At 58.2% G+C, this 12,722-nt stretch carries 11 protein-coding genes; 3 read left to right on the top strand and 8 right to left on the bottom strand.

Features of this window, described 5'->3' with window-relative positions; translation table 11 throughout:
- Window positions 1-11: 11 nt before the first annotated feature.
- The 6 genes from VPX56_RS11830 to VPX56_RS11855 all read right to left on the bottom strand — a co-directional run bounded on the left by VPX56_RS11830 (window position 12) and on the right by VPX56_RS11855 (window position 8,321).
- Window positions 12-1,418: a sucrose-6-phosphate hydrolase gene (locus VPX56_RS11830; protein WP_326466439.1), complete on the bottom strand. Its 1,407-nt coding sequence runs from the start codon at window positions 1,416-1,418 to the stop codon at window positions 12-14.
- Complete coding sequence (locus tag VPX56_RS11835) at window positions 1,418-2,788, bottom strand: sucrose-specific PTS transporter subunit IIBC (protein WP_131632600.1); 1,371 nt, start codon at window positions 2,786-2,788, stop codon at window positions 1,418-1,420. The genes VPX56_RS11830 and VPX56_RS11835 overlap by 1 nt, the downstream gene beginning before the upstream one ends.
- A gap of 67 nt (window positions 2,789-2,855) precedes the next feature.
- On the bottom strand, window positions 2,856-4,373 hold the full coding sequence (locus tag VPX56_RS11840) for a carbohydrate porin (protein ID WP_326466442.1): 1,518 nt from the start codon (window positions 4,371-4,373) through the stop codon (window positions 2,856-2,858).
- 171 nt (window positions 4,374-4,544) lie between these two features.
- Window positions 4,545-5,447: an aminoimidazole riboside kinase gene (locus VPX56_RS11845; RefSeq protein ID WP_326466444.1), complete on the bottom strand. Its 903-nt coding sequence runs from the start codon at window positions 5,445-5,447 to the stop codon at window positions 4,545-4,547.
- An 86-nt stretch (window positions 5,448-5,533) separates the two neighbouring features.
- Entirely contained in the window at window positions 5,534-6,745 is a 1,212-nt protein-coding gene (locus tag VPX56_RS11850; protein ID WP_326466446.1) for a diguanylate phosphodiesterase, read from the bottom strand.
- Between the two features lie 91 nt (window positions 6,746-6,836).
- Window positions 6,837-8,321: an alpha/beta hydrolase gene (locus VPX56_RS11855; RefSeq protein ID WP_326466448.1), complete on the bottom strand. Its 1,485-nt coding sequence runs from the start codon at window positions 8,319-8,321 to the stop codon at window positions 6,837-6,839.
- A 131-nt stretch (window positions 8,322-8,452) separates the two neighbouring features.
- Between VPX56_RS11855 and VPX56_RS11860 the strand changes: the two genes are divergently transcribed.
- The gene (locus tag VPX56_RS11860) at window positions 8,453-9,430 is read left to right on the top strand and encodes a mannuronate-specific alginate lyase (protein ID WP_326466450.1); all 978 of its coding nucleotides are present in this window, start codon (window positions 8,453-8,455) and stop codon (window positions 9,428-9,430) included.
- Here VPX56_RS11860 and VPX56_RS11865 read toward each other — a convergent pair.
- Entirely contained in the window at window positions 9,427-10,176 is a 750-nt protein-coding gene (locus VPX56_RS11865; RefSeq protein WP_326466452.1) for an SDR family NAD(P)-dependent oxidoreductase, read from the bottom strand. The genes VPX56_RS11860 and VPX56_RS11865 overlap by 4 nt on opposite strands.
- Before the next feature lie 123 nt (window positions 10,177-10,299).
- Here VPX56_RS11865 and VPX56_RS11870 point away from each other — a divergent pair, with 123 nt between their 5' ends.
- On the top strand, window positions 10,300-11,205 hold the full coding sequence (locus VPX56_RS11870; protein ID WP_326466454.1) for a LysR family transcriptional regulator: 906 nt from the start codon (window positions 10,300-10,302) through the stop codon (window positions 11,203-11,205).
- 23 nt (window positions 11,206-11,228) lie between these two features.
- Here the strand turns inward: VPX56_RS11870 and VPX56_RS11875 are convergent, their stop codons facing one another.
- The gene (locus tag VPX56_RS11875) at window positions 11,229-11,657 is read right to left on the bottom strand and encodes an OsmC family protein (RefSeq protein ID WP_131632592.1); all 429 of its coding nucleotides are present in this window, start codon (window positions 11,655-11,657) and stop codon (window positions 11,229-11,231) included.
- 105 nt (window positions 11,658-11,762) lie between these two features.
- Here VPX56_RS11875 and VPX56_RS11880 point away from each other — a divergent pair, with 105 nt between their 5' ends.
- The gene (locus tag VPX56_RS11880; protein WP_326466457.1) at window positions 11,763-12,722 is read left to right on the top strand and encodes a hypothetical protein; all 960 of its coding nucleotides are present in this window, start codon (window positions 11,763-11,765) and stop codon (window positions 12,720-12,722) included.

Raw genomic sequence — 12,722 nt, forward strand, 5'->3', positions numbered from 1 at the left:
TGCCAAAACCGCTATTCTATCATGCAGCCGCGCAGCGACCAGTATCGTAATGTGATGTCTGACGCACCTTCGAAGCGAACCCGGGCAGGATGGTCAGGAAAATAGCGGCTGCTCATCACCCCTTCGCCGTTATTGATGAAAATTTCAACGCTTGAACGGTCGCAGAGTATGCGCAAACGGTGGACCTCACCCCGCCAGTAGCGCGTCAGGGTTTCACCGGTTTGCAGGCTGGCGCGCTCCAGGCGTAATCCGCCGTCGTCCAGGCAGAGCCGCAGTGCTCCGGCAAAATCGACGTTAACGAAAGGCGCGCTCAGCTCAAACTCAAGGCGAGTGGCATCCAGCACCGGCGCAGCGCTGGCATGACCCCGCCACTGATGTTCGGACTCTCGCAGCTGTTCCAGCTCGCGCGCCGGAGTTTGCCACAGCTTGCCGTCGCGGTACCGCAGCTCGCGCGGGCAGGTCATCTGGTGGAGCCAGCCGCGGGCGCGCGTTGGCTGCAGCATCTCTTCTCCGTCCGGTACGCCCATCCAGCCAATCAGAATGCGGCGCCCGTCTTCCGCCAGGGTGGTTTGCGGGGCGTAAAACTCGAATCCGGCATCCAGCTCGTGCAGCTCGCCGTGCGAAAACGAAGCCGCCTGATAGTCAAACGCCCCGCTCATCCAGACCGCCGGGTAGGTATTGAGATAGCGATGCGGCTCGCGCGCCAGCCCCTGCGGGCAGCAAATCAAAACGTGCGTCCCGTCGAGGGCAAACAGATCCGGACACTCCCACATATACCCGGCCTGCGCGAGGCCGTTAATCCCATGGCCCGCAATCTCGCCGCAGGAGTGCCAGCGGTGCAAATCGTCAGAGGCAAAGAGCAGCACTTTGCCCCGTTTCTGAAGATCCTGTGCGCCCAGCACCATGTACCAGGTGCCCTCGTGCTTCCAGACCTTCGGGTCGCGAACGTGTCCGGTATAGCCCTCTGGCAGCGGCAGCACGGGCCCCCGCTTTGTGAAACTGCCATCTTCATTCTCTACGGCCAGACACTGCCACGCCGTGCGGCCGCCGTCGTCAAACTTCACGTTGCCGGTATAGCACAGCGTCAGCACGCCGTTGTTATCCACCGCGCTGCCGGAGTAGCACCCGTTGCGGTCATACTCTTCATCGGGCATTAGCGCCATCGGCTCATGCGCCCAGCATACCAGGTCGGCGGAGCTCCAGTGGCCCCAGCACTTGTAGCGATGGTCACAGCCCAGCGGATTCCATTGATAAAACAGATGATAGCGCCCGGCAAAAAAGATAAAGCCGTTGGGGTCGTTCATCAGCCCCGTCACCGGCGCGGGGTGCCACTGCGGATAATGGCTGTCCGCCAGCGCGCGCGGCTGACCTTTCATGACGGCCTGCAGCACGGCAGGCCAGCGAGACGGTAATAGCATTATTCAGAGTCCGTTTTGTATTTCAGCAGCAGCGAGACGGTAAACGCCACGCCGAAGGCAATGACCATGCCGATAATATAGTTGAGCAGCGAGCTGGCCTGCACGATGGCCATCCCCGGGATAGCGGTTAGCCCTACCGCGGTCATGTAAACGTGGACCGACACCACCCAGGCGCCGCCCACCGCGCCGCCGATCAGCGCGGCGATAAAGGGTTTCACGAAGCGCAGGTTGATACCAAAAATGGCCGCTTCGGTGATGCCCAGCATCGCAGAGAAAGCAGACGGTAAGGTAATGGCCTTGATCTTCGCATCCTTCGTTTTAAACCATACCGCCAGGCAGGCGCCGCCCTGCGCCACGTTCGCCATCGCCCAGATCGGCAGCAGGAAGTTAACCCCTATGGACGGATTACCCAGCAAACCGGCTTCGATAGCGTGGAAGCTATGGTGAATACCGGTGATCACAATCACCGAATACAGGCCGCCAAACAGCAGTCCGGCCAGCCAGCCCGCGTGCTCGATTAGCGTACTGAGAATGAACGAGATGCCGTCGCCCAGCGCGCGACCGGCGGGGCCGATGATCAGCAGCGCGATAAAGCCGGAAATAATGACTGTGAGGAACGGTGTCAAAATTAGATCCAGCGCGTCCGGGATCGCACGGCGCAGGTTTTTCTCCACGATGCTCATAAACCAGACGGCCAGAAGCACCGGGAATACCGTGCCCTGATAGCCGATCATGGCGATTTCAAGCCCGAAGAAATTCATGGTGTGGAAACCGGAGGCCACGCCCCAGGCGTTGGTCAGCGCCGGATGGGTTAAGATCCCGCCAAGCGTCGCCCCCAGATACGGGTTACCGCCAAACTCACGCGCCGCGGTGAAGCCAATCAGGATCGGCAGGATGATAAAGGCCGCCGAACTGCACATGTCCAGCATGATGTAGAGCGCGTTATCCGCGTTAACCCAGCCGTAGGTTTTTACCATGCCCAGCAGGCCCATCAGCAAGCCAGAGGCCACAATCGCCGGGATAATTGGCACAAAAATATTGGAGAGCAGACGCGCAATGCGCTGGAACGGGTTCAGCTTCCGCGCCGCGATATTCGCCGCTTCGGACTTGCTGGATTCGCCGATTCCCGCCGCCTGAATGAACGCGGCATAGACCTTATTGACCACGCCCGTGCCGAAAATCACCTGCATCTGTCCGGCATTATGAAAACAGCCCTTTACGCCGTCCACCTTACCGATAGCCTGCCGATCGGCCAGCGCATCGTCAACCAGCACCAGACGCAGACGCGTTGCGCAGTGCGCGGCGCTGGCGATGTTCTCTTTGCCACCGAGCAGTGGAATAAGCTCGCGGGCGATATTATCAAAATCCATAGTAACCTCTGCCTGACTTCATTTTTATGATGTTGAAAACGCCCCCGCCGCGCGGGAGCGTAAAAGGTTAGAACCAGGTTTCCATCTGAACCCCAAAGTTCCATTCCCCGCCAGCGTTGAATCCGCTGCTGCCAAAGGCGTCATCGCTCGCGTAGTTATCCAGTTTGCTGCTCCAGTCCATCCAGGTGGCGAACAGGCGTAGCTCCGGACGGCTAAAGAAGTCGCCGATCTTGCCCGCCTTTAACGTCGGCGCGAAGGTCAGCTTGTAGAAGCTGCCGTTCACGGCATTACGATCCTTGTAGCCTTCCGGGTTTAAGTCCATGTACTGATAGCTGCCCTCAAACGCGAGGGCGAAGTTCTGCGTAACCTCTTTGATGAGGCGGGCGTTGAGCGTAACCCACTCGTAGCTGTCACCCTTGACGTAGCGGTCTTTGCTGCTCTGCGCCAGCACGGCGGGCGCAATGTGCCATCCGCTTCCGAGCGGCGTGACGCCGTAACTTGCAAAGCGCCAGGTATCGGCCTCTGGCAGTAGCGCGCCGTCCGAACCGATGCTTTTCACCTCAGCCCCCAGCCCGTGGCCGTACAGCAGCGCCGTTTTGGCAGAACCTTCGCGCAGGCCGTAGAAGCTCTCGTTGTGCAGGCCAACCAGGGCATGAACGCCCTTATTGGCCGCGTCGGTTTTGATGAGATCGCCGCTGCTGTCTTTGCGATCGTCGTTATCTTTTGCCCGCAGGCCGCTCACCATCACCTGCAGCGGTCCGGCGAAGTGGTTCATGCTGAGGATGTAGTTCTGAACGTTATTGTCGATCTCCTCCTCGCTGCCGAAGTTACGACCATAAATCGAGAAGTTGCTCCGCAGGGCGTCATTCCACTTCACGTCATACACGCCGCCGCCCGTGCCTGCCAGGAACACCACGTCGGAGTCCAGCCAGTGAATATCAAAGTTGTCCCGGTCGAAGCGTTTCCCCGCCCAGAAGGTGCTGCCCTTCAGCGCGCCGCTAAAGTCGGGCAAATTGCCCAGTTCGGCAAAGGCCTGGCGTATATTCAGGTCGCTGCTGTCCGCAGACCAGTCGTTATAGGTTTTCTGCCCGTCGGCAAGCATGGCTTTGAAGCGCGTGGTCGCGCCGTTGTCGAGCGTCTGCTTATGCTCCACGTTCAGCTCAACGTAGGTGTCCGCTTCGTTACCCAGACGTCCAACTGCCCCACCGGTCTCCCCGGCAGGCGTCAGGTACGGACCGCTTTTGCTGCTGGACGCCGCGTCGTTCATCAGCAGGCCTGAACGGGCGTAGCCATGGAACTCAAACCCGCTGCTCCGATCCGCTTTCTCCTCAAGCGCGGCGGTACGCCGGGAAACGTCATGCGCGGTGGTTTGCGCCTGCTGCTGAGCCACCACCAGCTGCTGCGTCTTTTGTTCAGCCGCAGCGGCGCGTTTTTCAGCCCGCTGCGCGCGGGTTTCAGCATCCTGCAGACGCTGCTCCAGCGCTGCCAGACGCGATTCGATACTCGTCATATCCGTTTGGGCAAAAACAGAGGTACTTCCGGCCAGCATGCCTATCATCACGGCAAGTCTGCGTTTTTTATACATTTTGTCGCATCCCTTAATAAAGTGTTTATTCTCTGCTAAATTGCTAAACCGGTTTAGGTTGCTGATACTAAACTGATGAATTTTGGATGGGCAACCTATTTTGCTAAACCGATTTAGTAAGTGTGATCGGGGCGACAGTTCAGGCCGCGAATGCGGCCTTGATAAGAGGCGTTAGAGTTCGTGCTGGTACGGCAGCGCGGTCATCGCGCCCTTTGCCGTTGTCGCGAGCGCCCCGCAGCGCTGGGCCAACGCAATAATGGGGGCAACGTCAGCCGTGCCGCTACCGTCGCGTGCCAGGCCGTAAAGAAGCCCGGCGACGAAGGCATCTCCCGCGCCGGTGGTATCGATGCATTCGACTGGTGCAGCGGGGTAATGCGCGATTTTCCCTTCATGCCAGACGCTAACCCCCTCTTTGCCCTGGGTGATCAGCACCAGCCTGGCCCTGCAGATGCTCATCAGGGCCGACAGTCCCTCCTCCACCCGGGCATTGCCGGTGAGAAAAGCCAGCTCTTCAACGGAAAGTTTCACCACGTCCGCACAGGCTAAGGCCATTTCAAGACAGCGGCGCAGTTCGGCATCGTCCTGCCAGAGGTCGGCGCGAATATTGGGGTCAAAACTGACGGAGCCGCCAGCCTGTTTCATCCTCGCCATCGCTTCGAACGTCGCGGAACGGCTGGGCTCGGCGCTTAGCGCAATGGAACAGACGTGCAGCCAATCGCCAGTGTTAAACGGCGGCAGATCGCCGGGCTCCAGGAACAAATCCGCGCTCGGGCGAACCATAAAGGTAAACGAGCGTTCGCCCTGCGCGTCCAGATCGACCACCACCGTTGAGGTGCGATGCGCCGGATCGCGGCGCATCCACTCCACGTCAACCCGCTCGTCCGTGAGGGTTTGCTGCATAAAGCGACCAAAGGGATCGTCACCCACCCTGCCGATAAACGCGCTTTTGCCGCCCAGACGGGCAATCCCTACCGCCACATTTGCCGGTGCGCCGCCGGGACATTGCAGCAATCTCCCTGCGCCATCGGGCAGTAAATCTACAACCGCATCGCCCAGTACCCAAATTTTTTCCATTTCACCCTCAGCTAAACAATGTTAAACCGTTTTAGCTATTTAAGCACAGGAGTGCAACAGGAGGAAACGTCAGCGCGTGAATTACGCTAGCGCGCCAGGTGCGGCCAGCTGATATTACCCACGCCGTTAAGCTGGGGTCGGGCAAACAAAAAGCCCTGAAAACGGCGAATACCGGCGGACTCCAGCCAACACCACTCCTCAATCTTTTCGATACCTTCCGCCACGAGCGTAATTTCCAGGTCAGTACAGCAGCTCACAATCGACTTCACAATCGCCTGCTTCGGGCCGCTCAGATGGATGTTGCTGATGATTTCCCGGTCAATTTTGATTTTATCCGGCTGGAATTTCGTTAGCAGAGACAGCCCCGCATAGCCGGAACCGAAATCATCGATGGCCAGGCCAACGCCTTCGGCACGCAGCTGTTTGATGGCGCTGTTAAACTTGTTGAAGCCGGAAATCATCTCGTTTTCCGTGACTTCGACAACCACCTGCTCCGGCTGCAGCCCGTTGAGCTTGATCTGTTGAACCAAAAACTCGACGGCACCGGGCACTTTGACCAGCGACATCGGCAGCAAATTAACCGCAATTTTGTGGTCGCCAATCCCCAGCGTTTTCGCCAGGGCAAACGCATAGGCTTTGGTTTTCAAATCGACTTCGTAGATCTTCTCCGGGTCGAGGGTATTAAAGAAATGCTCCGGGCTACCGCCGTCGTTGCCGCGGATCAGCGCCTCAAGGGAGCTGATTTTTCCCTGCGTCGGCTCGACTATCGGCTGGAGGGCAAACTGGCAGGACTGATTGGCGATAAGGCCGACGCCCTCGCCAAAGGGTAAGTTTTCACGCGAGAGCGTCCATTTATTCGCGTCAAACAGCGCAGCGGAGGGAGTGGCTTTTTTTCCGGTGATAAACGTCTGGATAAACTTAAATACCCGATCGTCAGATGTCAGGTAGCTATTGAGCTTGCTGTAGTGAAGAACCGACTGCAAAACCTGTTTTGGTGATTTGACCTGGAGATCGAACAGCAGCATTCCGGCATTCTCAAAACGCCTGCGAGGGCCGTAGTCCCGCATCAGCTCTACCACACCATAGTGGCGTTTATCATCGCGAATTTTATGAAAAAGCGTAACAACGCTCTCTTCCGAACCTTCGAGAATTTGCAGGATCTCGTGCCCGTTGGAGAGCAAAATACCGGTGATATTAAGTCCCGCATTGCGAAACCTCGCCCGTTCAACCAGCGCACCGAGCTGCGCGGAATCGCAGGAAGAATTTAACTGGCTTCGATAAATTAGAGTAGTCAGCACAGTAACCGGTCCCGATGTGAGCAATGCGCCTGAAAATGATTCTCTAGCATACTCTATGTTTGCTGGCTAATGCATTCATTGCACATATGTTTCACGGCGTTTTTTCACCCTCGATACGCCTGTCGATTCTCTCCTGCATGTAGCTGTAAAACGGATTCGAGGTCACGCGCATCAGCGCGTCTTTTCCGACGCTTAGCACGGACGTCTCTCCCCACAGGGCAATCGTTCCCAGGCTGATGCCGTAGCGATTTTTTTCATCAGGATGGCGACCATACAGATCGTCGTTCGGCGGAAACGGCACCGCCACGTGCGACAGCGAATAAACCTCTTGTGGATAAGAGACCGACAGCGGCACGGTGGTTTCACGCGTACTGCCCGCCGGGGTCGTTTTGGCTACCGTATCGAAGCTGTCGGCGCGGGCGTTCGTCAAAACGGTGACACTGTAACGCCGGGATGCCGCGGGGAGTAATTCTGAGAGCGCGGTCCATGATGACGGCCTGAAGAGCGGCCGGAAGCTCCCGGCCTGATTAATATCAAACACCACCAGTTCGCTGCCGTTGGCCGGAAGCCGATCAAAAAGCTCTGTCACCACCGCGCGGGTGCTGACGGTTGAATCCATAACCGACTGAAACGCCAGCACCGGCGGCAGCCGTGCCAGCGTATTCTCGTGCGCGTCCTGGCTGAGCTGCTGCTGCAGCGCCTGCGTCAACAGCCACGACTGGCGCGCCGCATTGACCGGGAACGAGTTGTACTTATAGGGATTATATTCCGGCGCAATATTGAGCCACGCCGCTTTCGCAAAGGCGGGTAGCAGCGCGGGCAGTCCGGCGAATCCGGCAAAACGCGCGAATGCGGTGACGCCGATCATCGGCGAGAGCAGGACAAGCTGCTGCGGCCTGCGAAGCGTCGACGAATCGAGCGCATCGAGCGCATATTTCATCGCCAGCGCCCCGCCGTTAGAGTAGCCCACCAGATGCAGGGGAACATCCTTACCCGCCAGACGGGTCGCCTCGCGTACGCCAAGCCGCGTCGCCGCCAGCCACATCTCCCAGTCAACGTTCGTCAGGGCACCGGGCGCCGTTCCGTGTCCAGGCAGCCGGGGCACCACGGCCACGAAACCGTGCTGCTGATAATCCAGCGCAATGTGCTTAACGCTGTAGGGCGAATCGGTCAGCCCGTGCAGAAGCACGACCGCCCCGCGCGGCTTGCCGCTGGGCATCAGCACAAAGGAACGGTTGGCGTCGGGCGAAAACTGTCCAGGCCAGACCAGGCTCTGGCGATAGTAGCGGTTCAGCGGCGTACGCTCATCCCGATCCGTTTTTGCCGTTACGTCCGCATCAAGGCTGGAGAAGATCGTATTTTCGCGGGATACATACTGCGCGAAGCTGGCCCGATCCATCTCCTGCACTGACATTTCGTCGGCGCGCCACGTGTGCCACAGGTGCAGTTCTGGCCCCTGCTGCGAGAGATACACCCGCACGGCAAGCAGCACAAGCAGCACAATCCCCAGAACCATCGCGGTTTTCTTTAAGAAAACCATCAGCCGCACGCTGATACGCCAGGGCAGATTTGCCATGCCGCTATCCCTTTCTTATTCACAGTGCTTATATCTTAACAAAAATGTGAAGGCGCTGACCTCTTCACCGAAGCGAAACGGCAGAAAGCGTGGCGCTGGCGCGATCTAAGCTGCTGGCGTAAAGTGAACTGATGCGTAGCCTAATACTCCTGCTGTGCTCGCCGGCATACGTCTGTGCAGCGCAGCTCGTTCCCCCGTCTGGTTTTACCCAACCCCTGCCTCACGCTGAGGCGGGTCAATGTCTCGATCTGCCCGCGCCTTATACCTCCCCGCTGGAGTTTCGGAGCAAATACGAGGGCTCGGATAGCGCCCGGGCTACGCTCAATCCGCAGGCTGAGAAAGCATTTCGGGAAGAGACGCAGTCCATAACCGACTTTGAGCGCGGCATATCGCAGATGATCTGGCGATATAAGCGAAGCGGCGATCCCCAAACGCTATCGTGCATTGTCACAGGCTACCAGCGTTGGGCCGATGCGAACGCGTTAACCTCCCGCAGGGCAAACCATACCGGACGTTCAATGCGCAAATGGGCGCTTGCCACGCTGGCAACCGGCTGGCTGGAGCTGAAGTTTATGCCTGGAAAACCGCTGAAGGCCCCGTTAAGCGTCGACCGTTGGCTGGGGCGGCTTGCAGACCAGACGATTGCAGACTGGGACGGACTGCCGCTGGAAAAAACCAACAACCACAGCTACTGGGCGGCCTGGTCGGTGATGGCGACATCCGTGGCGCTGAATCGACAGGATCTGTTTGACTGGTCGGTGAAAGAGTATCGCATCGCTGCCGGGCAGATCGGCGCAGACGGCACGCTGCCGAACGAGCGTAAACGACGCGCTCGCGCGGTGGCCTATCACAACTACGCCCTGCAGCCCCTGGTGATGATAGCGAGCTTTGCGCAGGCAAATCATGTGGATCTCCTTGCGGAAAATAACCATGCACTCCAGCGGCTTGCATCGTATGTTTTGCGTAACGACAGGCAGGATCGCCAGTGGCTTGAGCCGTACTGTACCCTCGTGAAATGTGACAGCGTCACGCAATCGCTGCGCGACGCCGCTCGTCCTCTGAAAAACCGCCGCCTCGGTGGCGATCTCACCGCGTTATATCAGCCTTAAATTTGCGCCATGCCGCCATCGACAAACAGCTCGACGGCGTTGATAAAGCTCGCGGCGTCAGAAGCCAGAAACGCAACCGCTTTACCCACTTCACCCGGCGCGCCCAGGCGGCCCAGCGGCACCTGAGCGGCCAGCGCGTCATACAATCCCTGACGATGCTCTTCCGGCACCAGGTCGCCCAGGCCTGGCGTTTTGATCGGGCCGGGGCTGACCACGTTGACGCGGATGCCGCGCCCCTGTAAATCCAGCGCCCAGGAGCGAGCAAAGTTGCGCACCGCCGCTTTGCTGGCGCTATACACGCTGAAGTTGGCGGTTCCTTTGACGGACACCGTCGATCCGGTCAGGATAATGGACGACCCGGCGGACAGCAGCGGCAGCGCCTTTTGCACCGTGAACAGCACGCCGCGCACGTTGGTGCCAAAAATTCGGTCAAACTGCTCCTCCGTGATGGCCCCCAGCGGCAGCATGTCACCGCCCCCTGCGTTGGCGAAGAGAATATCGAGGCGCCCCTCTTCTTTGGCGATTTGCGCATAGACCCGGTCCAGGTCCGCCAGTTTTGAAACATCAGCACGGATGCCCGCTGCCGCCGGGGAGATTTCCGCTACCGCTGCGTTCAGCTCTGCCTGACGACGCCCGGTGATATAGACCTTAGCGCCCTGCGCCGCCAGCTCCTGCGCGGTAGCAAGACCAATGCCGGTGCTGCCGCCGGTGACCAGTGCAATTTTTCCTGAAAGCGATGTATTCATGTCGTGTACCTTTTGTCGTGGTTTAGGATGCGTCGGACAGACTGTAGCGCTTGCAGGATTAGTGAAAAATGGGCAAAAATGAAAATGACTATTCACACAGAGAAATAATCAGAGGGGAAACGCGTGGATCAACTTATGGCGATGCGCGCCTTCGCGCGCGTAGTGGAATCAGGGAGCTTTACCCGAGCGGCTGACTCCCTGAACATGCCGATTGCCACGCTGAGCAAGCTGGTAAAATCGCTGGAAGCGCACCTGGAAACCCGCCTCCTGCACCGCACCACGCGCCGCGTCGTCACCACGCCGGAGGGTGAGGAGTATTATGAAAAAGCCTCGCGGGTGCTCATCGATATCGAGGATATCGACACCTCGTTTCGGGCGTCTTGCTGTACGCCAAAGGGCCATTTACGCATTGACATCGGGGGCTCAACGGCGCGGGACGTGCTGATCCCCCTCCTTCCTGACTTTATGCAGCGTAACCCGGATATCCGCATCGATTTGGGCGTCGCTGACCGACCCGTTGATTTGATTAGCGGCAATGTAGACTGCGTGATCCGGGGGGGCCCGCTGGATGATTCATCGCTCATCGCGCGCCACATTGGCGATGCGGAAATGGTCACCTGCGCCGCGCCGGGTTATCTAAAAAACCACGGCGTACCGGCGTACCCACAGGAGCTGCGCAACGGCCATAAGCTGGTAAGTTATCTTTCGCCCGTGAGCGGCCGAGCCTTTCCGTTCCGCTTCAGGCAAGACGGCGAGGCGCTTGAAATAAGCGTGCCGCACTATCTGGGGGTAAATGAAAGTAATGCGCATCTGGCCGCCGCGCTGGCGGGGCTGGGAATTATTCAGACGTTTGGATATGCGGCGCAGCATCACCTAAAGTCGGGAAGCCTGGTTGAAATCCTGCAGGACTGGCGGCCTAAGGTCTACCCTTTTCACGTGGTCTATCCGCAGAACCGGCATTTGACCCATCGACTTCGGGTATTTATTGCGTGGCTTGCAGAGGTATTTCCGGCGGGGCTAAAAGGATAGCCGGGCGTTAACCCGGCTCGGGCTTAGTTCAGCTTATAATCCAGCGTAATTTCTGCCTTGAGCAGCTGCGACACCGGGCAACCCGCCTTCGCTTTCTGGATAATGCCGTCAAACTGCTGAGGGTCGATGCCCGGCACCGTTACCTTGCTCTGCAGCGCGACTTTCGTAATCGCAAAACCGCCGTCGGTTTTATCCAGCGATACGTCTGCCGTGGTATCAATGGAATCGGCGGTATAACCCGCTTCACCCAGCATGAGCGACAGCGCCATTGAGAAGCAGGCCGCGTGCGCCGCGCCAATCAGCTCTTCCGGGTTAGTGCCTTTTTCACCTTCGAAACGGGTATTAAAGCCGTAGGGTTGTTGGTTAAGAACGCCGCTCTCTGTGGAAACCGTCCCTTTGCCGCGCTTAATGTCGCCAGACCAGTGTGCTGAACCGTGCTTATGAATCGTCATTCTTGCTCTCCTTTTGGCTTACAAAGGGTTAAGTATAGACTACACATCCGACACGCCCCGGAACGCAGAGAAATCTGAGTATCTGATGACATAAAGGACTTGATCATGACCCTGACTATCAGAATGGCCGCTGCCTTAACATCGCTGGTCGTAGCGCTTCCCCTGCTGGCGAAAACGCCCGAGAATTTTATCTATACCAGCTCGGGCGAACTGGACGCCGCCGCTTTGCCGATCTCCCGCAGCGATATAAGCGGAGCGCAGATCGTCTACAGCTGGCGCGCGCTTGAGCCTGAGAAAGACAAATACAATTTTTCGCAAATTGAAGAGGATCTGGCCCGCCTCAAGGCCACCAACAAAAAGCTCTTCATCCAGATCCAGGATCGTTTTTTCGAACAGGACGCCCGTTACGTTCCTGATTATCTGATGCAGGATGCCCGCTACGGCGGAGGCATTTCGCCGCAGTTTGATAACCCGGGCGAAGGAAAACCGGTGGGCGCAGGCTGGGTGGCGCAACAGTGGAACCCGGCCGTACGCGAACGTTATCAGGCGCTGCTGGCCGCTATCGCCAGGCGTTTTGATGGCGAGGTGTACGGCGTCAACCTGCCGGAAACCGCTATCGACCTTGACGAGAAAAAACCGCCTAAGGGCTTCACCTGCGACAGCTATTTTGCCGGGGAAATGGAAAACCTGGCCTTCGCGCGGAAAGTGTTCACAAAATCCCATGTAGTTCAGTACGTCAACTTTTGGCCGTGCGAATGGAATAATGACCACAACTACATGGGGCGACTGTTTGCCTTTGCCAGCGCCAACGGCATCGGCCTCGGCGGTCCGGATATCGTTCCACACCGCAAGGCGCAGATGAAAAACGCATACCCTCTGTTCAATCACTACAAAGGCAGGCTGCCGCTGGTGGCGATGGCCGTTCAGGAGCCGACGTTGACCTACAAAAACCCGAACACGGGCAAACCCTTCACCCGGGACGAGTTTGTGCAGTTCGCCGAGGATTATCTTGGCGCAGACATTATCTTCTGGAGCACGGAAACGCCCTGGCTGGCGGCAAAATAG

The organism is Enterobacter wuhouensis, from assembly GCF_035835995.1.
GTDB lineage: Bacteria > Pseudomonadota > Gammaproteobacteria > Enterobacterales > Enterobacteriaceae > Enterobacter > Enterobacter wuhouensis.

Coding starts and splice junctions, on each gene's coding strand:
- VPX56_RS11845 (WP_326466444.1), bottom strand. CDS start 5,447: ATGGAAAAAATTTGGGTACTGGGCGATGCGGTTGTAGATTTACTGCCC.
- VPX56_RS11835 (WP_131632600.1), bottom strand. CDS start 2,788: ATGGATTTTGATAATATCGCCCGCGAGCTTATTCCACTGCTCGGTGGC.
- VPX56_RS11840 (WP_326466442.1), bottom strand. CDS start 4,373: ATGTATAAAAAACGCAGACTTGCCGTGATGATAGGCATGCTGGCCGGA.
- VPX56_RS11880 (WP_326466457.1), top strand. CDS start 11,763: ATGACCCTGACTATCAGAATGGCCGCTGCCTTAACATCGCTGGTCGTA.
- VPX56_RS11855 (WP_326466448.1), bottom strand. CDS start 8,321: ATGGCAAATCTGCCCTGGCGTATCAGCGTGCGGCTGATGGTTTTCTTA.
- VPX56_RS11875 (WP_131632592.1), bottom strand. CDS start 11,657: ATGACGATTCATAAGCACGGTTCAGCACACTGGTCTGGCGACATTAAG.
- VPX56_RS11860 (WP_326466450.1), top strand. CDS start 8,453: ATGCGTAGCCTAATACTCCTGCTGTGCTCGCCGGCATACGTCTGTGCA.
- VPX56_RS11865 (WP_326466452.1), bottom strand. CDS start 10,176: ATGAATACATCGCTTTCAGGAAAAATTGCACTGGTCACCGGCGGCAGC.
- VPX56_RS11830 (WP_326466439.1), bottom strand. CDS start 1,418: ATGCTATTACCGTCTCGCTGGCCTGCCGTGCTGCAGGCCGTCATGAAA.